The organism is Micrococcus sp. NPDC078436, assembly GCF_040702705.1.
Taxonomy (GTDB): Bacteria; Actinomycetota; Actinomycetes; order Actinomycetales; family Micrococcaceae; genus Micrococcus.
On sequence record NZ_JBFBLX010000018.1, the window covers coordinates 23,946 to 44,169 of the forward strand.

15 protein-coding genes are annotated in these 20,224 nt (G+C 68.9%); 3 read left to right on the top strand and 12 right to left on the bottom strand.

Translation table 11 applies throughout. The features are described from left to right. Positions 1–122: 122 nt before the first annotated feature. From AB0302_RS10100 to nrdH, 6 genes are all read right to left on the bottom strand, one after another. Complete coding sequence (locus AB0302_RS10100) at positions 123–1,226, bottom strand: hypothetical protein (RefSeq protein ID WP_366371818.1); 1,104 nt, start codon at positions 1,224–1,226, stop codon at positions 123–125. Further along, complete coding sequence (locus AB0302_RS10105) at positions 1,223–3,136, bottom strand: AAA family ATPase (protein WP_366371820.1); 1,914 nt, start codon at positions 3,134–3,136, stop codon at positions 1,223–1,225. Before AB0302_RS10105 ends, AB0302_RS10100 begins: the two co-directional genes overlap by 4 nt. 741 nt (positions 3,137–3,877) lie before the next feature. Further along, positions 3,878–8,860, bottom strand: coding sequence for a type ISP restriction/modification enzyme (locus AB0302_RS10110; RefSeq protein ID WP_366371822.1), 4,983 nt, complete (start codon positions 8,858–8,860; stop codon positions 3,878–3,880). Positions 8,861–9,517: 657 nt separating this feature from the next. After that, positions 9,518–11,686, bottom strand: coding sequence for a class 1b ribonucleoside-diphosphate reductase subunit alpha (gene nrdE / locus AB0302_RS10115; RefSeq protein WP_366371824.1), 2,169 nt, complete (start codon positions 11,684–11,686; stop codon positions 9,518–9,520). After that, positions 11,683–12,153, bottom strand: coding sequence for a class Ib ribonucleoside-diphosphate reductase assembly flavoprotein NrdI (nrdI, locus tag AB0302_RS10120; protein WP_366371826.1), 471 nt, complete (start codon positions 12,151–12,153; stop codon positions 11,683–11,685). Before nrdI ends, nrdE begins: the two co-directional genes overlap by 4 nt. Positions 12,154–12,170: 17 nt before the next feature. After that, on the bottom strand, positions 12,171–12,416 hold the full coding sequence (nrdH, locus tag AB0302_RS10125) for a glutaredoxin-like protein NrdH (RefSeq protein ID WP_319074893.1): 246 nt from the start codon (positions 12,414–12,416) through the stop codon (positions 12,171–12,173). A 573-nt stretch (positions 12,417–12,989) separates the two neighbouring features. On the opposite strand from nrdH, the gene AB0302_RS10130 reads away from it, so the two are divergent. Beyond that, entirely contained in the window at positions 12,990–13,691 is a 702-nt protein-coding gene (locus tag AB0302_RS10130; RefSeq protein WP_298986352.1) for a type 1 glutamine amidotransferase domain-containing protein, read from the top strand. Between the two features lie 252 nt (positions 13,692–13,943). After that, complete coding sequence (locus AB0302_RS10135) at positions 13,944–14,249, top strand: GNAT family N-acetyltransferase (protein ID WP_366371829.1); 306 nt, start codon at positions 13,944–13,946, stop codon at positions 14,247–14,249. A 104-nt stretch (positions 14,250–14,353) separates the two neighbouring features. Here the strand turns inward: AB0302_RS10135 and AB0302_RS10140 are convergent, their stop codons facing one another. From AB0302_RS10140 to AB0302_RS10160, 5 genes are all read right to left on the bottom strand, one after another. After that, entirely contained in the window at positions 14,354–15,307 is a 954-nt protein-coding gene (locus tag AB0302_RS10140) for a DUF305 domain-containing protein (RefSeq protein ID WP_366371831.1), read from the bottom strand. A 104-nt stretch (positions 15,308–15,411) separates the two neighbouring features. Continuing rightward, positions 15,412–16,347 carry a class F sortase gene (locus tag AB0302_RS10145; RefSeq protein WP_366371833.1) on the bottom strand — a complete coding sequence of 312 codons (936 nt, stop codon included), beginning with the start codon at positions 16,345–16,347 and terminating at the stop codon, positions 15,412–15,414. A gap of 36 nt (positions 16,348–16,383) precedes the next feature. Further along, positions 16,384–16,845: an Ig-like domain-containing protein gene (locus AB0302_RS10150; RefSeq protein ID WP_366371835.1), complete on the bottom strand. Its 462-nt coding sequence runs from the start codon at positions 16,843–16,845 to the stop codon at positions 16,384–16,386. After that, positions 16,827–17,117 (bottom strand): hypothetical protein, encoded by a 291-nt coding sequence (locus AB0302_RS10155; protein WP_366371837.1) that lies wholly within the window; start codon positions 17,115–17,117, stop codon positions 16,827–16,829. Before AB0302_RS10155 ends, AB0302_RS10150 begins: the two co-directional genes overlap by 19 nt. A 133-nt stretch (positions 17,118–17,250) precedes the next feature. Then, complete coding sequence (locus AB0302_RS10160; RefSeq protein ID WP_248118486.1) at positions 17,251–18,168, bottom strand: LysR family transcriptional regulator; 918 nt, start codon at positions 18,166–18,168, stop codon at positions 17,251–17,253. Positions 18,169–18,312: 144 nt separating this feature from the next. Here AB0302_RS10160 and gabT point away from each other — a divergent pair, with 144 nt between their 5' ends. Further along, complete coding sequence (gene gabT / locus AB0302_RS10165; protein ID WP_366371839.1) at positions 18,313–19,647, top strand: 4-aminobutyrate--2-oxoglutarate transaminase; 1,335 nt, start codon at positions 18,313–18,315, stop codon at positions 19,645–19,647. A gap of 87 nt (positions 19,648–19,734) precedes the next feature. Here gabT and AB0302_RS10170 read toward each other — a convergent pair whose 3' ends face one another. Continuing rightward, positions 19,735–20,046: a hypothetical protein gene (locus AB0302_RS10170; RefSeq protein ID WP_366371841.1), complete on the bottom strand. Its 312-nt coding sequence runs from the start codon at positions 20,044–20,046 to the stop codon at positions 19,735–19,737. Between the last annotated feature and the right edge of the window lie 178 nt (positions 20,047–20,224).

Here is a 20,224-nt window from a genome sequence, read left to right on the forward strand (position 1 = left end):
GTTCAGTGCGTGTCACGCTGAGGGTGCAGGGAAGAGAGTTTCGAGGGTCCAGTCTAGACCCCGACGAGACCCATGGCGACGGGCTCGCGGAGTGACTTTCGTCCGTGCGATGCCCGCCGGGCTCACCTCAAGACCCGCAGGAGCCCCTCGCGGATCTGGGCATGCGTTCCGCCGAGGTTCACCGTCATCACCCGCAACCGGTGATCCGCCACGCGGGCGCTCTCGTCGATCGGCGCACCCACCTGGGGGTAAAGGAGCACCCCGTCCACCTCGGTGCCGTCCCCGCGGACGGCGTCCGGGACGGTGCTCAGGTAGGCGTGCAGCTGGAACAGGTGGTCCCGCTTGAACGTCACTCCCCCGTACTGGCCGTGCACCGCGGTGGGTGAGGTGAACTTGGTCTCCACGATCCGCAGCTGGCCGGGCGCCCGGAGCAGCACGTCCGTCTCCATGGAGGGCATCAGGGCCGCCATGCCCGGGGTGGGGTCCGCCAGCGGCCAGCGGTGGGAGCGCTGGACCGTCTCCGCCGTCCATGGGTCGCCGCGCAGCACGGCGCCGTAGAAGCCCCGCACCGCCGCCTCGTAGAGCCGGCGCCACCGCCCGATGTCCCGCTCCGGAGCGGTCCCGCGCAGCAGTCCCGCGTCCTCGGTGAACACCGCCATCTGCAGCAGCAGCTGGGCGGCGGAGACCACGCGGCGTTCGGCGTCGTCATTGCGGCTCAGGACCACGGAGGAGGCCTCCACCGCACTCACCGGGGTGGTGGCGACGCCGGACCACACCATCAGCCGGGCCGCCGCGGCGGCCCGTTCCCGCAGCTCCGGCCGACGGGCCACCCGGGAGGCGGTCACCAGCCCGGTGTGGACCACCCGGTTCACCGGGTGGTCCACGGAGAGGTCGTCGAACCGGCAGGCCACCTGGCCCTGCATCAGGAGAGAACGAGTGCGGGTGCGGAGGTGGTCGATCCTGCCGCGGACCCGGGAGAGGTCCTGGGCCTGGGGCACGTGTCGGCGGCTGAGCGGCCGGTGCAGCCGATGCTCCGCGGCGGTCACCAGCACCTCAGCCACGAGGTCGGGCAGGTCCTCCGCCGCGTCCTCCGTCCCGGCGGACTGCAGCGCCCGGTCCTGGGCGAACAGCTCCGAGGCGTAGAGCATCAGGAGCCAGAGGTTCCGCACCGGGATGCGGGTGGCCCCGGAGATCAGGACCCCGAGGTCGTCCAGGGTCTCGGTCACGGCGTGACGGGCAAGGCGGCCAGCAGATCCGAGACGGCGGCGTCCACCTGGGCGGGCTGGTCGAACCAGTACTCGGTGAGCAGGGGGCGGATCTCCTGGCGGATCACGGACTCCGCCCACGGGCGGAACTCCAGGCCGCGCTCGTTCTTGCCCGGCGTCAGGAAGCTGTGGCCGATCTGGTACTGCTCCCCGAGACCAGGAGCTGCGACGATCTGCGTGTTGAGGGCCTTCAGCGCCCCGCCCAGCCGCTGGACGTCCGCCTCGTCCGCGCCGTCCACGCGCTCACCCACCCACGTGACCCACGGCAGCTCGAACTGCGGGGTGAGGTCCGCGAAGCCGAACCGGCGCCGTAGCGCGAAGTCCACCATGGCCAGCGAGCGGTCGGCGAGGTTCATGGTGCCCACCACGTAGAGGTTCTCCGGGAGGTGGAAGGGCTTTTCGTCCTTCTGCATGTAAGCCAGACGCATGGCCTGCTCCGCGGTGCGCTTGTCCGCCTCGAGGAGCGTGAGCATCTCGCCGAAGATCTGGGCGAGGTTGCCGCGGTTGATCTCCTCCACCACCAGGACGTGCACGCGGTCCGGCTCGGCGGCCGCACGCTGGGCGATCTGCAGGAGCACCCCGTCCACGAGAGTGAGGGTGCCGTCGCCCGCCGGCCGCCAGCCGCGCACGAAGTCCTCGTAGGACACGGTGGGGTGGAACTGCACGGAGGTGATCAGGTCCTCGTCCGCCGTCCCCACCAGCACGCGGGCCAGTCGCTTCGCGAGCCACGTCTTGCCGGTGCCGGGCGGCCCTTGGAGGATCAGGTTCTTCTTCTGCCGCCAGGTGCGCAGGATGGCCTCGAGCTCGTCCTTCTCCAGGAAGCCGCCGTCCGCGATGATCCCCTCAGTGGTGTAAGCCGGGGCCTCGTCGTCGTCTACGTCGACGACGACGGCCGGGTCCTCCACATCCGGGTCGCCGCCGGGGGCGGCGGGGTGGGCATCATCGCCGAAGCGGTCGGCCCAATACGGGGCGTTGCGGAAGGCGTCGATATTCTGCGGCACGCCCTGGAACGCGAAGCGGATCAGCGCCGCCGCGCTGGGCTGGTCCGCGCTGAGCCGCCAGATGGTCTTCTGGAACGTGTAGAAGTACCACTCCCGCGGGGCATCGGTGAAGTCCTGCTCCCAGGCGACCCGCACCGCGAAGCCGTCGCCTGGGTTCTCCGTGATCCGTCCGGCGGCCTTGATGGCCATGACGGACACCGGGTTGCCGTTCGTCCTGAACGGCACGCCCTGCTTGCGGACGTAGACGGACTTGATGGCGATCCGGTCCCCCACCCGCATCTGTTTCACGTAGTTGACGAGCTTCTGCGTCGAGTCCCGGTCGATGCCCCACCGGCCCTCCCGGAGGAACTCCACCGAGCGGTCCACCCGCTGGCCGGTCTCCTCGTCCGTCATGTAGGCGCCCACGAACCACGCCGTGCCGTCCACGGGCGCGGACACCGTGTCTTCGCCCTCGTCCTGGTCACCCATCTCCTCCTGGGCGGCTTCAAGTTGCCCCTCCTTCTGGGGGACGTAGTCGCGGTAGGCCGGGATCGCCTGGAGATCGTCGAGAGTGAGCCCCTCCGGGTGCCCGGCGAGCAGCCGGCGCCCGACGTCGGTGATCCGGGCAACGCCGTAGCCGCCCTCCAGCGCCTCGGCGCGCCGCAGGTGGGACACCGCGAAGTTGGCGCGGACGTCCACCCGCCGCTGGCCGGACTTCTCGTGGGTGTAGGCACGCTGTTCCTCGGTGAGCCCCATGAGGTCGTAGACCTCCTCCCGCAGCTGCTTGCTGGTGCGGGACTGGCTGTCGGCGAGGACGCGAAGCGTGGGGCTGAGGTAATCCTGGACCGTGGGGTCAGCCCCGGTCCGACCGTATGTAAGTCCTTCAGACATCAACGCCACCCTTCTCCTGGGACGAGCCAGCAGCACTTGCCTGTTCAGGGGGCATGAGCGCAAAAGCATGTTCGGCTATGGACTCGAGTGGAAGGTCCCCGTACCGCATGTGGGCATCGTCCACTAGAGCTAGGAATTGTTTGTCCGAAAGGTGCGAGACGGCTCTTTCCCACTCTCGACGGGTCGATTCAGGCAGTGCTGCCAGGATCGAGTCAGCCGTACCAGCAGTCCGCAAGTTTTCCTGGACGGCCATACCAATAAGGTAGGCCCGCATGACCCGTTCGTCGATATTGTGACTACCATTGTAGATATTGGTGATTTCCGATTCGAAAGCAGCCGGACTCGCCAATAAAGGGCGAACAAGGTCCGCAGGCTCCGCGGGGGCCGTACTCCTCCAGCGATTCCACCCCCACCGCTGGAGAAACTTCCGAAGTTTGACCGAGCACCAGAATCCTCTCGCCCCATCGAGAATTTTCGGCGCCAGCAGAATAGCAACAAGGAGGACCAGCCCAGCCATGGGCGATTCGGCGGCCGCGTCTCCCTGTGGATGCGGAGATCCCATTTCCTCCGGCCAATCAGACATCGAGGAGTGCACGTCATCGTCGTCTACCCAAATCACTCTGGCTGGCCCTAGTAGCCGGTTGGTCCCATCTTCGAACAGGAGACTAGCTTTCTTGCCATCGCCATCCCTGGAATCCCCCAGATGTGTCCCCGCGGGCACGATTGTTTCCCAGTGGCCCACTACTCCACCTCCAGCCCCGGCAGGGCGTCGACGATCCTTATAGTCTCCAGGCTCACCGTCACGATCCGGCCGATCAGGTCGCGGATGTAGCGGGGCTGGTCGTGCTCACGAGACCAGTCGTTGGGGTCATTCACGATGCCCGACGCCTTGTCCGTCTTCACCTGGTACCGCTCGAGGATCCAGTCCAGCGCGGAGCGGGAGCCGAGCATGTAGCGCTGGGCCTCCTCCGGGATGCCGGTGAGGGTAAGCCCGCTGTTGTACTTCACGGTGGTCTTGTCCCATGCGCCGGCCTTGCCGCCGTACTTCATCTTGGTAACGAGGAACCGCTCGTACTCATCCGGCCCCTCGGCCGCCGCCGTCCAGTGCTCCTCCAGCGGGTAGGGCTCGACGTCCTCGTACCCGATGTGCAGCTCGGACAACGCCCGGCCGGCATCCGAGAACGCCCGGAAGTCCTCCACCGACGGCACCTGTGGGATGCGCGGCAGCATCTTCTTCAAGTCCGCTGCGAATCGCTCCCGGTAGTCCGGCGAGTACAGAAGCCCATAGACGTAGAAGAACACGTCGTCCTTTGTGACGGCCGCGCCGTACCTTGCCCGGTACGACGTCAGCGTGGCGTCAGTGATGTTGTCCACGCGGGTGTACCGACCGCCAGACGGGGACTGCCCGTCACCCTGGGAGAACAGGTCCCCATTCGTCTCGACATAGGTGTAGCGGGGGAAGAACTGACCCGAGTCGTGCAAGTGGAGGTCCGGGAGCGCATTCGTCATGAGCGCCGAGAATGTCGGGTAATGCGACGCCGGCGCCGTTAGCATAAAACCGTAGTTATTACTAGCCTGCGTCGGAAAGTTTACAGGCTGCTTGCCGCGCTCATGATTAATGTAACGGGCGAAATATACGCACTGTTTGCTGAATGGCCGGTATAGAGCGAACCTCAACGCGCCGGAATTATGCTCGAGGCGAATTTCGTTTTCTAGCGCCCGCTTGAGTGATCGAGACCAACTGATCTTGTGACCACTGTTGTCAATGAACGATTCGACGGGCTTCGGCTTACCGGCTCCGATCCAGCGCTCCACGTCCTTGTTGTAGTTGGCGACCATCCGTTCGATGTTCATCGCAACCGAGTCGGCACTCGAGTTGTATGCCCAAGCGTCGCGCCCCGTCTCGAGTCCACGACCGCTGGAGGCGAAGATCCCGACTGTGCCGTCCCTTGCGGACAACGGCTGGAAAGTATGGAATCGGTCGTCGCGCTGGTTGATCCAATCACCCTCGGCGTTCGGGGTGACTATGGTCCATTCAAGTTTGCCCAACGTCGCTTGATCGACGAGATTGAGTTTCTCGTTGCGGTTCAGGTAGTCCCCGATGTCCTTGTAGTGGAGCCGGCACTGTTCCACCTCACCGGGGCGCTTCACGAGAAGTAGCACCGCCACCGTGGTCTTGCTGCCCTCTCCGAAAACGTTACCACTCTCCTTGCGACGCAGTTCCCCCGCCGAGCGCGCGTTGCCCCGCAAGTTGTACACGTAGATCTCGTGGAACTCGGAGTACAGCGACTTCCGCAGGCCGTCCGCCGTGTTGCCATCGATATACCCACCGTTGGACACGTAGCAGAGCACGCCGCCCTGCTCCGAGTTGAGCAGACGGTTGGAGCCCCAACGGATCGCACGGATGTAGGAGTCGTAGAGGGAGTTCTTGTTCTGCGCCGTCGACTGCTTCGCGTACGTTGACCGAATCGACTCATCCAGCGTCGGGTACCGCAGGTTCGCGTTGTCGTCGTTGCTGCTGGTCTGCCCCACCGAGTACGGCGGGTTGCCGATGATCACCCGGATGTCCAGAGCATTCTGCTCCACCACGCGGGCGTTGTTCGAGGTGAACACAGCCTCGTCCAGAGTGTCCCCGTCCTCGGTCATCTGGAACGTATCTGTGAGCACGATGCCCCCGAAGGGCTCGTACCCCACGGATTCGGCAGGCTCCCCGGCCGCGAGCGCGCGCTCGACGAGCATGCCGTGGAAGGTAGCCTCGATGTTGATGGCGGCGATGTAGTACGCCATGAGCAGGAGCTCGTTGGCGTGCAGCTCCTGCGTGTACTTGCGCAGCAGGTCCTCGGGGCGGATGAGCCCAGACTGCAGCAGGCGCACGATGAACGTGCCGGTACCCGTGAACGGGTCCAGGATGTGCACGCCCTCGTCGGAGATCGACGCGCCGAAGTGCTCCCGCAGGGCCTCGTCCACGGCGCGGAGGATGAAGTCCACCACCTGCACGGGCGTGTACACGATGCCCAGGGACTCCGCGGTCCGCGGGAACGCCAGCTTGAAGAACCGCTCGTAGAGCTCCGTGATGATCTTCTGCTTGCCCTCGGCGGTGTCCACGCCCTCGGCCCGGACGCGCACGCCGCGGTAGAAGTCCTCCAGGGAGTCCACCTCGGTCTTGAGGTTGTAGGAGTCCAGCACCCGCACCATGGAGTCCATCACCTGGGAGACCGGGTTGTGGGCGGCGAAGGAATAGTCCTCGAACAGCGCCTCGAACACCGGCTTGGTGATCAGGTGCTGGGAAAGCATGCCGATCGCGTCGTCCTCGGTGATGAACTCGTTGAGGTTGCCCCGCAGGCCGTCGAGGAACACTCCGAACTCCTCACGGGGGCGGGGGTCCTCGCCGTCCAGGATGCCGCGGATGCGCGTCATGTGGCGGTCCGCGATGTCCTTGACGTCCTTGGCCCAGTCCTCCCAGTAGCGCCGGTCCCCCACCTTGCGGACCATGCGCGCGTAGATCGCGTCCCGCCACGCCTGCGCCGGCGTCATGTGGAACAGGGCATCCGCCACGCCCCGGTGGGAGGAGCCCGGGGCATCGGGATCGGTTTCGACGTCCTCGTCTCCGCCGGGCGCCGTGTCGTCGTCCGCCGCAGAAGGATCGGCCGGCACCAGGTCGGCCCCGGGTCCGTCGGTCTCCGCCTCCGGATCCGCGAGCACCGGCGGGAGGTCCTCCTTCGTGATGAGGGCGACGTCCACCTTGTCCTGGGTGCCGCCCAGGTCAATCTTGTTGACCATGGCCTCGAAGCGGTCGTCGTGGGCGCGCAGCGCCTGCAGCACGTCCCACACCACGCGGTACCGCTTGTTGTCATTGAGAGCCGTCTCCGGGTCCTCGTCCGCCTTCACCGCGATCGGCAGGATGATGTAGCCGTACTCCTTGCCCGGTGCGGTGCGCATCACGCGCCCCACGGACTGCACCACGTCCACCGGCGAGTTGCGCGGGTTCAGGAACAGCACCGCGTCCAGGGTGGGCACGTCCACGCCCTCGGAGAGGCAGCGCGCGTTGGAGAGGATCCGCACCACGTCCTCGCCCGCCGGCTGCTTGAGCCAGTCCAAACGCTTCGAGCGCTCCAGCATGGAGTGGGTGCCATCCACGTGGTCGGCCTCCATGCGCAAGGCGGGCGCGTCGTCGTCGTCGTTGGAGGCCACGAGCTCCCGGCCCACCGTCTCGATCTGGGCGGCGAGCTTCTTCGAGTCCGCGATGGACCGGCTGAACGCCACCGCGCGGCGCATGGGGCTGCGATCCTGGATGTCCAGCTTCTCGCCGTTGACCGTCCGCTTGGCCAGGCCGTTCCAGCAGCCCACAATCCGCGCGGCGTCCTCCAGGTTCACCTCGCCGGACCCGCTGATCACCGCGCCGAAGCGGTCCAGCACGGCCTGCTCGTCCACGGCCAGCACCAGTACCTTGTAGTCCGTCAGGTGACCCATTTCCACGGCCTTGCCGAAGCCGAGTCGATGGAATTCAGGGCCGTAGGTGTCCTCCTTGTCCATCGAATAGACGGTGACGCCGTCCTGCTCCGCCTTGGCCCGAGTGTCCTCCAGGTACAGGCGGGGCGTGGCCGTCATGTAGAGGCGCTTCGCCGCCTGGAGTCTCGCGGGATCATGGACGGCCGTGAACGCGGAGCCGTCCTTGCCGGCCTCGGTCACACCCGTGGTGCGGTGGGCCTCGTCGCTGATCACCAGGTCGAACTCTCCCAGGCCCATCCCCTGGGCGCGGGTCACCACGTCGATCGACTGGTAGGTGCAGAACACCACCGTGATCGCGTCCTCCCCGCCCGGCAGGGCGGCGCGCTGGGCCAGGACGGCGGCGTCCGTCGTCGCGGGGAAGCCTACGTCCACCGCGGCGATGTCCTCCTCCAGCCGCTTCGTGTTCCGACCCACCGAGGCGTCCGAGCACACCGCGAAGGAGCGCAGCCGCGCGTCCGCGTTGGCGGTCCACTCGTTCAGCGTCTGCTGCAGCAGCGCGATGGACGGTACCAGGAACAGCACCGAGCCGCCTGGAGCCACCATGCGCTCCACCAGCTTCAGCGAGGTGAACGTCTTGCCGGTGCCGCAGGCCATGATCAGCCGGCCGCGGTCGTTCGTCTCGAAGCCACGGACGACGTCGTCGATCGCCTCCCGCTGGTAGCGGCGCGGCTCCTTCTTGGGCCGCTGGACCAGATCCTCGGGCCGGTCGAAGGAGAACTGCGACCAGTCGACCGTGGAGTCCACCAGCTCGTCCACGCCCAGGCGGGTGATCGGTTTCGACTGGTCCTGCAGCGCCGCCTCCGCGGACGAGGACCACTCCACCGAGGTGTTGACGACCAGCCCCTGGGCGAAGTCAGCCTTGCCCAGCTCCGTGAAGAACGAGTCGATCTTCCCCTTCTGCAGCCTCACCGACGGGTCGAAGAACTTCGCCTGCACGCCCGTGAGCTCGCCCGTGTAGCGGTCTTTGGCCACCAGGTCGATGCCGTTGTCCGGCCGGTTGCCTCGCCCCGGCCATTCGTTCCACAGCCACACGTCCGAGAACTGGTCGGCGAACTTCGGCTCGACCTGGAGGAACCGCTTGGCCAGACGCTCGAACCGGCGCCCCTGCTCCTGCGGAGTCAGCCCGGAGTAGGCGAGGTCGTCCAGGAGCTCGGCGAAGGCGACGGGGTGCGCAGTGTCATCAGGCGTGGCCGAGTCCGGCGTGATGGTGGTCATGCGGTCCATTGTGACCTGGGAGGACGCTGGACCGGAAACTCCATCTGAGGGGACGTAGCGCGGTCGGCGCTGTGGCCGTCAGCGCCGAATGTCTCGGCGATCCAGGGGATGGCCTCACTGCAGAGGAGCCGGTTATAAGCGCGCTGGGCAGATGTGCCGGGGGTGGACCGCGGGGAGGCCCCTGCGCCGAGAGTTCACTGGGCACTGAACCAGCTGACCATGTGCTGCTTTGACGTTGCATCCCAGACGCTGCGCGTTTGTCCCTGTCGGTCCTCGTACGCCTGCGCGAGGGGTGTTCTGGACGGGAGACGCCCCAGGACGTCGGCGGCCGCCTCACCGTGGAAATGCCGAGGGCCGACGTCCCCGCAGAGCGGGGATGGCGGCCCTGATGTGCGCTCAGTGAGCGGACGGACCCGTCACTTCTCCCGAACGGCAGTGATCGCCCTTGCTTGACGAGGACTTGGAAGAAGAACCGGACTTGGCCATGAGTGCCTCCTCACGGCGTCGTTGTGAAATGGGCCACTCGATGGACGAGCGTTCTCCGCCAACGCGACAGTGGTGCGAAGATACGGCCTCCCGGCCTCTGAAGGCCGAAATGAGCGTATGTTCGCACCACTGTCGATGCGGGGTCAGACCCCTCGGCACACCCTCAAGGCGTCACAGCATGCAGGACACGCAGCCCTCGACCTCGGTGCCCTCCAGCGCGAGCTGGCGCAGACGGATGTAGTAGATCGTCTTGATGCCCTTCTTCCACGCGTAGATCTGCGCGCGGTTCAGGTCACGCGTGGAGGCGGTGTCCTTGAAGAACAGCGTCAACGAGAGGCCCTGGTCCACGTGCTGCGTGGCGGCGGCATACGTGTCGATGATCTTCTCGTAGCCGATCTCGTACGCGTCCTCGTAGTACTCGAGGTTGTCGTTGGAGAGGAACGGCGCCGGGTAGTACACGCGTCCGAGCTTGCCCTCCTTGCGGATCTCGATCTTCGAGGCCACCGGGTGGATCGACGACGTCGAGTTGTTGATGTAGGAGATGGAGCCCGTGGGCGGCACCGCCTGCAGGTTGCGGTTGAAGATGCCGTGCTCCATGACGGAGGCCTTCAGCGCGCGCCAGTCCTCCTGGGTGGGGACGGCGATCCCGGCGTCGGCGAAGAGCTGCGCCACCCGGGCGGTGGCCGGCTTCCACTCGGCGTCCGTGTACGTGTCGAAGAACTCCCCCGAGGCGTACGTCGAGTCCTCGAAGCCGCCGAAGCGCTGGCCGGTCTCCATGGCGATCCGGTTCGAGGCGCGCAGCGCGTGGAACAGCACGGAGTAGAAGTAGATGTTCGTGAAGTCCACGCCCTCCTCCGAGCCGTAGTGCACGCGCTCGCGGGCCAGGTAGCCGTGGAGGTTCATCTGCCCCAGGCCGATCGCGTGGGAGGCGGCGTTGCCCTTGGCGATGGACGGCACCGACTGGATGTCGCTCATCACAGACACGGCGGTCAGCGCGCGGATCGCCGTCTCCACGGAGAGCCCGAAGTCCGGGGAGTCCATGGTCTTGGCGATGTTCATGGAGCCCAGGTTGCAGGAGATGTCCTGGCCCACGTGCTCGTAGGTGAGGTCCTCGTTGTACTCGGAGGCCTCGGAGACCTGGAGGATCTCGGAGCACAGGTTGGACATCGTGATGCGGCCCTTGATGGGGTTCGCGCGGTTCACGGTGTCCTCGAACACCACGTACGGGTAGCCCGACTCGAACTGGATCTCCGCGATCGTCTGGAAGAACTCGCGCGCGTTGATCTTGGTCTTCTTGATGCGGGCGTCGTCCACCATCTCGTCGTACTTCTCCGTCACGGAGATCTCGGAGAAGGGAACACCGTAGACGCGCTCGACGTCGTACGGCGAGAAGAGGTACATGTCCTCGTTGCGCTTGGCCAGCTCGAACGTGATGTCCGGGATGACGACGCCGAGCGAGAGGGTCTTGATGCGGATCTTCTCGTCCGCGTTCTCGCGCTTGGTGTCGAGGAAGCGGTGGATGTCCGGGTGGTGCGCGTGCAGGTACACGGCGCCGGCGCCCTGGCGCGCGCCGAGCTGGTTCGCGTAGGAGAAGGAGTCCTCGAGGAGCTTCATCACGGGGATGACGCCGGAGGACTGGTTCTCGATCTGCTTGATGGGCGCGCCGTGCTCGCGGATGTTGGTGAGCGAGAGGGCCACGCCGCCGCCGCGCTTGGACAGCTGCAGGGCGGAGTTGATGCCGCGCGCGATGGACTCCATGTTGTCCTCGATGCGCAGCAGGAAGCAGGAGACGAGCTCGCCGCGCTGCTTCTTGCCCGCGTTGAGGAACGTGGGGGTGGCCGGCTGGAAGCGGCCGGAGATCATCTCGTCCACCAGGTGGGTGGCCAGCTCCTGGTCGCCGCGCGCCAGGTGGAGCGCGACGACGGCCACGCGGTCCTCGTAGCGCTCCAGGTAGCGCTTGCCGTCGAAGGTCTTGAGCGCGTAGGACGTGTAGAACTTGAAGGCGCCGAGGAACGTGGGGAAGCGGAACTTCGCCTTGTACGCGCGGGCGAAGAGCTCGCGGACGAACTCGAACGGGTACTGGTCGAACGTCTCGGTCTCGTAGTAGTCGTTCTTCTGCAGGTACTCGAGCTTCTCCTCGAGGTCGTGGAAGAACACGGTGTTGGTGTTCACGTGTTGCAGGAAGTACTGGCGGGCCGCGGCGTGGTCGGCCTCGAACTGGATCCGCCCGTCCGCCCCGTAGAGGTTCAGCATGGCGTTCAGCTCGTGGTAGCCGAGCCCCTGCCACTCGGCGGGCATGCTCTTGGCCCCGCGGATCAGGTCCTGTTCGGTGATGGTCATGGCTGGAGTCCTTTCAGGCCCTCCCGGACGGCGGTGACGTCGTCGGGGGTGCCCATGAGTTCGAACTTGTACATCAGGGGGACCTGGCACTTGCGGGCGATGATGTAGCCCGCGAGGCAGTAGCCCTCATGGAAGTTGGTGTTCCCGGAGGCGATGACCCCGCGGATCAGCGCGCGGTTGCCCGGGACGTTCAGGAATTTGATCACCTGCTTGGGCACCGCCCCGTCGCCGTCTCCCCCGCCGTAGGTGGGGGTGAGCAGGACGAACGGCGCGGTGGCCCCCGGTGTGGGCTCCGGGGTGCGGAGGGGAAGTCGTGCCGCGCGGCCGGTGGGAAGGTCCAGCTTGCGCACGAAGCGGTGCGTGTACTCGGACGTCGACGAGAAGTAGATCAGCTGCGCGTCCGTGGGGGTGAGGCCCTGCGCCTGTGCGGACCGGATGTGGGTCTGGTCCGCAGGGGTGGGGCTCATGGCGCGGTCTGTGGGGATCAGGCCACCGAGGCGGCCACGGAGGCGGCCAGCTCGTCGATCTTGTCCGGGCGGAAGCCGGACCAGGAGTCGGTCTCCGTCATCACGACGGGGGCCTGCATGAAGCCGGCGGCGCGCACGCGCTCGAGGGCGGCCGGGTCCTGGGACATGTCCACGACCTCGTAGGCGATGCCCTTCTTGTCCAGCGCGCGGTAGGTGGCGTTGCACTGCACGCAGGCGGGCTTGGTGTACACGGTGACGGTCATGCGGCTTCCCTGTTCCTTCGATCCTCGTGGGCCCGTGAGGGGCCCGAAATGACGTCTCCCGGGTGAACGGGAGGTGTTCTGTCCGGTCCCGATCGATACTACATCTAGTGATGCCGGAGCCTGCGCATCCCTAGATGTAGTAGTGACACGGATGTAATTCCACGGGTGGGACTGTCCCCAGAGCTGTCCACAGCGGGCGCCCGGCGGCGATCCGCGCGGGCAAGCGGGACACGCCGAGAGGCTGGGCGAGATGTCCACAGGCGGTGGGTTCAGCGGCCCGGGAAACGCACAGCCCGAAGGTCTGGTCCACCACGTCCGGGCCCGGCGTGTCGGGGGTCCGGAGGGCACAAGATGTGGGCGAGGTCGGAGAGAGGCGGTGCGGACGGACATCTCCGTGTCCCCTCGCGCGAAGGGGGCTGGTGCCTGAGCGGGCCGGTGCGGCCTCGGATCGGGCTCGATGGGGACGCGGCCTGCCGGAACTTCAGATCCCGGCAGCGCGGTCAGGACCTGCCTCCCCGCCCCGCGGAGCACCTACGGTGGACGCACTGACCTCACGACCCGAAAGGAACAGCCATGCCCTCCGTGCTCTTCGTCCTCTCCGCCTCCGACCACTGGACCCTGAAGGACGGCACCCGCCACGACACCGGCTTCTGGGCCGAGGAGTTCGTGGCTCCCCACGACGTCTTCGCGGAGGCCGGGTGGGACATCACCCTGGCCACCCCCGGAGGCGTCACCCCCACCGTGGACAGGACCAGCCTCGGCGTGATGGGCGGACTGCCCTGGAAGACCGCGCAGCTGAAGAAGGACCTCGAGCGCCTCGCGCCCGTCCTGGAGCACCCGCGGGCGCTCGCGGACGTGGACGAGGCGGCGTATGACGTCGTCTTCTACCCGGGCGGCCACGGCCCCCTCGAAGACCTCGCGAAGGACCCGGTGTCCGGGGAGCTGCTCCGGGCCCGCATGGCCGCCGGCCGCACGACCGCGTTGCTGTGCCACTCCCCCGCCGCCATGCTCGCCGCCCCCGGTGAGGGGGCGGACTGGCCGTTCCACGGCTACGCCATGACCGGCTTCTCCAACGCCGAGGAGAAGATCGCCGGCCTCGCGGACAAGGCCCCGTGGCTGCTCCAGGACGAGCTGGAGCGCCGCGGCGCCGACGTCTCCACGACGACCATCCCCTACCGCCCCCACGTGGTGGTGGACCGCAACCTCTACACGGGGCAGAACCCCCAGTCCTCGGAGCCCCTCGCCGAGCGGATCCTCGCGGATCTGACCCGCTGACGGCCCGCCCGGCTCACCCCGGCCGCCGTCGTGCTGTGAGGGTGCGCCGGCACCGGCCAGCCACCCCACGGCGGCGTCGCCGGTCTGCACCGTCACCGGCGTGGCGTGGGCACGCGGTCGACGGTCTCGGCCTGGCGGGCATCATCGACCCCGCAGGCGTACAGATCGCCAGGCCTGGGGCTGCATGCCCTGCCACTCACCCATGAATCCCGGCATGGAATACGCCTCGTGGAGCGGCGTGTTGCACGGACCATGACCATCTCCCCCACCATCACCCGCGACGACGACGCCTCCCGCTACGAGCTGCACGACGGCGCCACGCTCCTGGCGGTCCTCGACTACCGCGACAACGGGACGGACGTCGCCCTCACCCGTGCGTTCACGGTCCCCACCTTCCGCGGCCAGGGCCACGCGGCCACGCTCACCGCAGGCGCTGTGGCCGACATCGCCGAGCGCGGGGGCGCCGCGGGCGGCCGACGCGTCGTGCCGCTGTGCTGGTACGTGGCGCAGTGGTTCGATGAGCACCCCGAGCAGTCCCACCTGCTCGCGCCGCGCTGACCCGCACCCTTCACCGCGCTGCGCGAACCGCGCACGCCCGGCGGCGGCGATGTGGTCGTCGACCGGGAAGGAAGGGTGCCCCGCCACTGGGGCGGGGCGCGCGGTCAGCCGTCCGTGGCCGACGGGGACGGCGACGGGCCGGGCGTGGGCCGGGCGGTGTCCGCGGGGCTGGGCGTGGGGGACGGCGACGGCTTGGTCCGGGCGTAGGCGGACTGCTCCGCCTGGACGGACTGCAGCAGCGAGGGCGTGCGGTCCACGTTCCCTCCGTCGGCGCCGCCCCCCTCGATCTTGATGGGACCGGTGAATCCGGACGGGCGCGCGGTGGGCGTGCCGTCCGCGCCGATGGCGCCCTTCTGGGCGAGGAGCTCCACCAGGCGCTGCATGGCCGTCCGGTTCTGGTCCAGGATGCCCTGGGCCGCCTTCTTGCCCGCGTCATCCGTGCCGGACTGCAGCTCGTTGCCCGCGACCGTCACGGCCCCCTGGAGCAGGCGGTGCAGCTGAAGGAGGTAGGTGCGGTCCGCGTCCTCTCCCCCGACGCTCTCCAGTGCAGCCCTGTCCGAGGCGGTCAGCAGGCCGGCCCGCATGTCCGCGGTGTCCTGAGCGGACAGCTGGGCCTCCTCCTCCCCCGGGGACAGGGTCGAGGACTCCTCGGCGGACGGCTCCGGCTCCTCCTCGGGCACGGCCGCGCCCCAGCCCTCGAGCAGGCGGCTCAGCTCATCGATGCGCGCGGCGTGCTGGTCCCGCACTCCCTCGGCAATGTCACGCACCTCCTGGTCCACGTCCTCCTTGGCGAGGAAGGCCTCGGACAGCCGGACCGCCTGGCGGTGGTTGCGCACCGTCATGGTGGCGAAGTCGATGTCCCCCTGCAGGGGGTTCAGGCTCGTGTGGGTGGGCGTGGAGAGCACGCCGTCGAGGTAGGTGTTGGCCGAGCCGGACGCGGCGGGCACCTCCTCGCTCGCCGTGCAGCCGGCCAGCGCCACGGCCAGGCCGGCGCCGGCGACCGCCGCGGTCCAGCGCCGCCGTCGTGCGGGGGCGGAGGCGTGGGGGGCACGGTGCATGGCTGGCGGTCCTCTCGGCGGGCGGCGCCCGCAGGAGTCACGGGCGTTCCGGCGCGGTGGAGCCCGCTCCGGCCCTCACAGGGTACCCCCGCAGATCCCGGCGCTCACGCGACCCGGTCCGCCTGCACCACCCAGTTGTTCAGCGAGTATCCGGTCATCCCGGACCCCTCCACCAGCTCGCATGTGATCAGCGTGACCACGTTCCCGGGCACGTCCAGCTTCCACGCCCACGCCCATTCCTCGTCCTGGGTGAAGGCCGTCTTGTCCGCGGAGACCGCGTCGTCCTGGATGCGGAAGGCCGCCTGGGTGCCGTCGTCGTAGGAGATCACGACGGCGTCTCCCGCGCGCGCCTCCTGGAGCCGGTAGAAGACGTCCTTGGAGCCGGAGTGGATGATGTGGCCGGCGAGCACGCCGGGGTAGCCCGACCGCTCGCCCGGCGTCGTGGACCACTGCGGGGGCCCGTACCAGCCGACGGTCTGCGGAGTGGGGTTGATCTCGCCGTCGTCCCGCATCTGGGTGAGCTCGATCGAGGCGCCCACGATCTGCTCGGCGCTGCGATCCGGCCCGCGGTACACCGCCACGTGCACGGGGGCGGCGGCGATGTCCTCCCAGGGGGCGGCGGGACCGGTCAGCAGCCCCGACGCGGAGGCCGTGGAGGAGGACGGGGCCTCATTCGGGGTCGGTGTGGCCGGGGCGGTCGTGGGGGCCGGGGCGCTCGTGGCGGCCGGGGCGCTGGACGCCGGGGCGGTCGTGGGGGCCGAGGCCACCGCGTTGCCCGTGGACGCGGTGGAGGCCGGGGCGCTCGACGACGTCGTGACGGACGCCGACGATGCCGTGGCAGAGGCGGACGACGATCGTTCGGTCGGCGTCGGGCCGGCCGAGGCGGTGTCGCTCGACGAGGCCGAGGTGGATGCGGCACTCGGCGGAGCGCTGATCGGGGTGTCGCCGAGGGCCAGGCCCCCGCGCACCGCGAACCAGACGGCCGCGATGCAGGCCAGCAGCAGGACGGCCCAGAGGCCCCGCTTGACGTTCGTGCTCATCGACCGCTCCCTCATGCGTGGTGGTGTCGGCGTCGATCATGTCAGGCCCGGGCCACCGACGCCGCGTCCCGCCGGCAGCGTCACGACACCGTGACGCGACCCGCCGAGCAGGGAACGCGCGGCGTCGCCCGTCTCCACCCTCTCGGGGACGGTGTGACCGTCGCCCTCGACGGCCGGCTCGGCAGGCTCGGCCGGATCGGCCGGATCGGCAGGCTCGATCGGGGTCGGCGTGGACTCACCGGGGAGGTCCAGCACGTCCACCGTGAACTCGACCGTGCGGGTGACGTCGCCGGAGGTCATCTGCACGGTGAAGGTGTCGCGTCCCAGGAAGTCCTCGTCCGGGGTGTAGCCGTCGCTGGACGCGCCGATCACGACGGTGCCGTGCTCCGGCCTCTTGATGAGCGTCGCGTCGATCGCGACCGGCACACCCGCGTCATCGACGGTCAGCGGCTCCTCCACCGTGGCGTTCTGGTCGGTGGTCACGGACCAGGTGCCCACGGTCGCCCCGCCTCGAAGGGGATGAGCTCATCCGCCTCGATGTCGGTGAAGTTGCCCTCGTCGTCGAACGCACCCCCGAAGGCCAGCTGGCCGTCGCCGTCGACGGAGAGCTCGAACCCGGCGGTCAGCTCGTCGCCCAGGGCCTCCGCGAGGGTCTCCGCCGTGAGGACGCCGGTGTCGGTCACCGTGTCGAACTCGAACGGCACGGACACCTCCTCGCCGGCGGCCGTGGTGACGATGATCGTGACGTCGGCGGGGTCGACGTTGTCCACCAGCCGGAAGCGGTCAGACGCGCGGTGGCGGTGGCCTTCATGGGTCCCCTCCGGAGGCTGGTGATGTGCACGACATGGAGACTGCGGTGCATCGGACGCGTCTGGGCCCCGTTCCGCGCGGTGGGCCACACGCTCACCTGATGCTCGACGGTGCGAGATGCGGGCCAGGGGCGGGCCGGTCCGGATACCGCGAGCGCGCGAACGAGCGCAGTCGGCCGGCCAGGTCTTCGAGGGTCTCGGCCGAGTAGTGGTCCCGCTGCCACGCGGCGTGCAGTCGAACGAGGAGGTCGCGTCCCTGGGCCACCACCCGCAGGGGCACGAGGTCGAACGCCGGGTCGTCGGTCACCACCGCCACCCCGCTGCCCGTGGCCACGAGTGCCTGCGCGACGCGGCCCGAGTTCGCCTCGGTCAGGTCCGGTGCCGTGAGGCCTGCGACGTCGAGGGCGCCGTCGAGCACCCGCCGGGACATGAAGCTGCGCGAGGGCGCCACGAGCGGCTCCGCGGCCAGCTCCTCGAGGGCGACGGACCGCCGCGCGGCCCACGGGTGGCCGGGCGCCACGTACGCCCACAGGGGCAGGTCGACCAGGGCCGTCGAGGCGATCGTGGGCCGCGGGCTCGAGGGCATCACGACGAGGTCGTGGTTCATCACCGCCTCCTCCAGGGACACGTCGAGAGGCGTCTCGGCCACCTTCGCCCGCGGCTGGCCCGCCCCGAGGGTGGCCACGAACGGGATGACGACGTCGATCAGCGTGGTGCCGGGCGCGGCGATGCGCACGTCCATGAGGCGCCCGGCGGCGATGGTCCGCGCGGCCTGCTCGGCAGCCGCGTGCTCGGCGAGGACCCGCCGGGCGACGGGGAGGAACGCCTCTCCCGCGGGGGTGAGGACGATCCCCGTGCCGGCACGGGCCACGACGTCCAGGCGCACCTCGCGCTGGAGACGCTGCAGCTGACGGCTCACGGCGGACTGCACCAGGCCCCTCCGCTCGGCGGCGGCGGTCACCGTGCCGGACTCAGCGACGGCGACGAAGGTGGCGAGGAGGCGGGCGTCCATGACAGATGAGCATAGAGTTCATCCCCGCTGCTCATTGGACGACATGCCTGGGTGCGCCGGATCATGGAGCCACGCGCCCCCGCACGGGGCGCGCCCCCATCCCCAGCTCCCCTCGCGCGGAGCCTCACAGGCGAGGTGCCACCCATGACCCAGTCCCCCCTCTCAGCCGAGGGCGTCGAGCAGTCCCGTCTCCTGGCCACCCCCGTGCCCGGCCCCAGGTCCCAGGCGCTCGCGGAGCGCCAGGCGGCCTCCGTGCCCGCCGGCGTCGCGACCACCATGCCCGTGTACGCCGCCCGTGCCGCCGGCGGCATCGTCGAGGACGTGGACGGCAACCGCTTCATCGACCTCGCCTCGGGCATCGCCGTGACCTCCGTGGGCGCTGCCCACCCGCGCGTCGTGAAGGCCGTGCAGGAGCAGGTGGCTCAGTTCACGCACACCTCGTTCATGATCACGCCCTACGAGGGCTACATCGCCGTGGCTGAGGCCCTCGGGCGCATCGCGCCGATCTCCGGGGAGACCCGCACGGCCCTGTTCAACTCCGGCGCCGAGGCCGTGGAGAACGCCGTCAAGGTGGCCCGCTCCTTCACCGGCAAGCAGGCGGTGGCCGCGTTCGACCACGCCTACCACGGCCGCACCACCCTCACGATGGCGCTGACCGCCAAGAACATGCCGTACAAGCAGCACTTCGGCCCGTTCGCCCCCGAGGTCTACCGCGTGCCGGGGTCGTACCCGTTCCGGGACGGGCTGGACGGCGCCACGGCGGCGAAGCACGCCATCAGCGCCCTCGAGAAGCAGATCGGCGCGGACAACCTGGCCGCCGTCATCATGGAGCCCATCCAGGGCGAGGGCGGCTTCATCGTCCCGGCCGAGGGCTTCCTGAAGGCCGTGGTGCAGTGGTGCAAGGACAACGGCGTGCTGTTCATTGCCGATGAGGTGCAGTCCGGCTACGCGCGCACCGGCCAGTGGTTCGCCTCCGAGTTCGAGGGCATCGAGCCGGACCTGATGACCACCGCCAAGGGCATCGCCGGCGGCATGCCGCTCTCCGCCGTGACCGGGCGCGCCGAGATCATGGACACCGTGCACCCGGGCGGCCTGGGCGGCACCTACGGCGGCAACCCGGTGGCCACGGCCGCCGCACTCGCCGTCATCGAGGCCATCGAGGAGGACGGACTGCTCACGGAGGCGCAGAAGATCGAGACGATCATCCGCGAGCACTTCGAGCAGAACCCGGACCCCCGCATCGGGGAGATCCGCGGCCGCGGCGCCATGATGGCCGTCGAGTTCGTGGACCCCGCCACCGGCGAGCCCGACGCGAAGCTCACCAACGCCGTGGCGGCCGCCGTGCGCCAGGCCGGCGTCATCCTGCTCACGTGCGGCACCTACGGCAACGTGGTCCGCTTCCTGCCCCCGCTGACCATCGGCGAGGCGCTGCTGCGCGAGGGGCTGGCCGAGGTGAGCGCGGCGCTGAAGAGCGCCTGACGCCGCAGGCCCCGCCTCCGGCGGACCGACGACGACGGCCCCGCATCCCGTTCGGGATGCGGGGCCGTCCGCCTATCGGCGGAGGACTCAGATGTCGTCCTCGTACGCGGGGCCGCCTTCGTTCTCCAGGGCCTCGATGCGCCGGGACTTCTCGGCGGTGAAGATCCGGCGGACCCCCGTGCCACCGAACTCGTCCTCCGGGACCAGCCCGACGCCGTACTTCCGCAGGGCCTTCTCCAGACGCAGACGCTCGTCCACCCGCAGGTCGGCCAGCCCCTTCTCGAAGCGGCGCAGCTGCACCTTCTCGAGGCCGGCCGCGGTGGCCAGGGTGCGGACACTTACCTGGGCGAGAGCGCGGCCGGCACGCGCCACGTCGAAGGTCATCGGGGTGGGGTACATCAGACATCTCGATTCTGCTGGGATTCAGGGGGGGGAACCGGTCCATGATGGCCACTTCCCGGTGGAAGGGACAAGGGCGCGCCAGCCTAGAACCCGCTGTGCGCCAGGCGCGTCGCTGACCCATCGCTCCCGCCACGCCGGCGGGACGCGGACGGGCCCGCCTCCGGTCACCGGAGGC

Bases quoted from the DNA above. Each gene is read 5' to 3' on its own strand.
- AB0302_RS10105 (WP_366371820.1), bottom strand. From the start codon at position 3,136: ATGTCTGAAGGACTTACATACGGTCGGACCGGGGCTGACCCCACGGTC.
- AB0302_RS10110 (WP_366371822.1), bottom strand. From the start codon at position 8,860: ATGACCACCATCACGCCGGACTCGGCCACGCCTGATGACACTGCGCAC.
- nrdE (WP_366371824.1), bottom strand. From the start codon at position 11,686: ATGACCATCACCGAACAGGACCTGATCCGCGGGGCCAAGAGCATGCCC.
- nrdI (WP_366371826.1), bottom strand. From the start codon at position 12,153: ATGAGCCCCACCCCTGCGGACCAGACCCACATCCGGTCCGCACAGGCG.
- nrdH (WP_319074893.1), bottom strand. From the start codon at position 12,416: ATGACCGTCACCGTGTACACCAAGCCCGCCTGCGTGCAGTGCAACGCC.
- AB0302_RS10130 (WP_298986352.1), top strand. From the start codon at position 12,990: ATGCCCTCCGTGCTCTTCGTCCTCTCCGCCTCCGACCACTGGACCCTG.
- AB0302_RS10135 (WP_366371829.1), top strand. From the start codon at position 13,944: ATGACCATCTCCCCCACCATCACCCGCGACGACGACGCCTCCCGCTAC.
- AB0302_RS10140 (WP_366371831.1), bottom strand. From the start codon at position 15,307: ATGCACCGTGCCCCCCACGCCTCCGCCCCCGCACGACGGCGGCGCTGG.
- AB0302_RS10145 (WP_366371833.1), bottom strand. From the start codon at position 16,347: ATGAGCACGAACGTCAAGCGGGGCCTCTGGGCCGTCCTGCTGCTGGCC.
- AB0302_RS10160 (WP_248118486.1), bottom strand. From the start codon at position 18,168: ATGGACGCCCGCCTCCTCGCCACCTTCGTCGCCGTCGCTGAGTCCGGC.
- gabT (WP_366371839.1), top strand. From the start codon at position 18,313: ATGACCCAGTCCCCCCTCTCAGCCGAGGGCGTCGAGCAGTCCCGTCTC.
- AB0302_RS10170 (WP_366371841.1), bottom strand. From the start codon at position 20,046: ATGTACCCCACCCCGATGACCTTCGACGTGGCGCGTGCCGGCCGCGCT.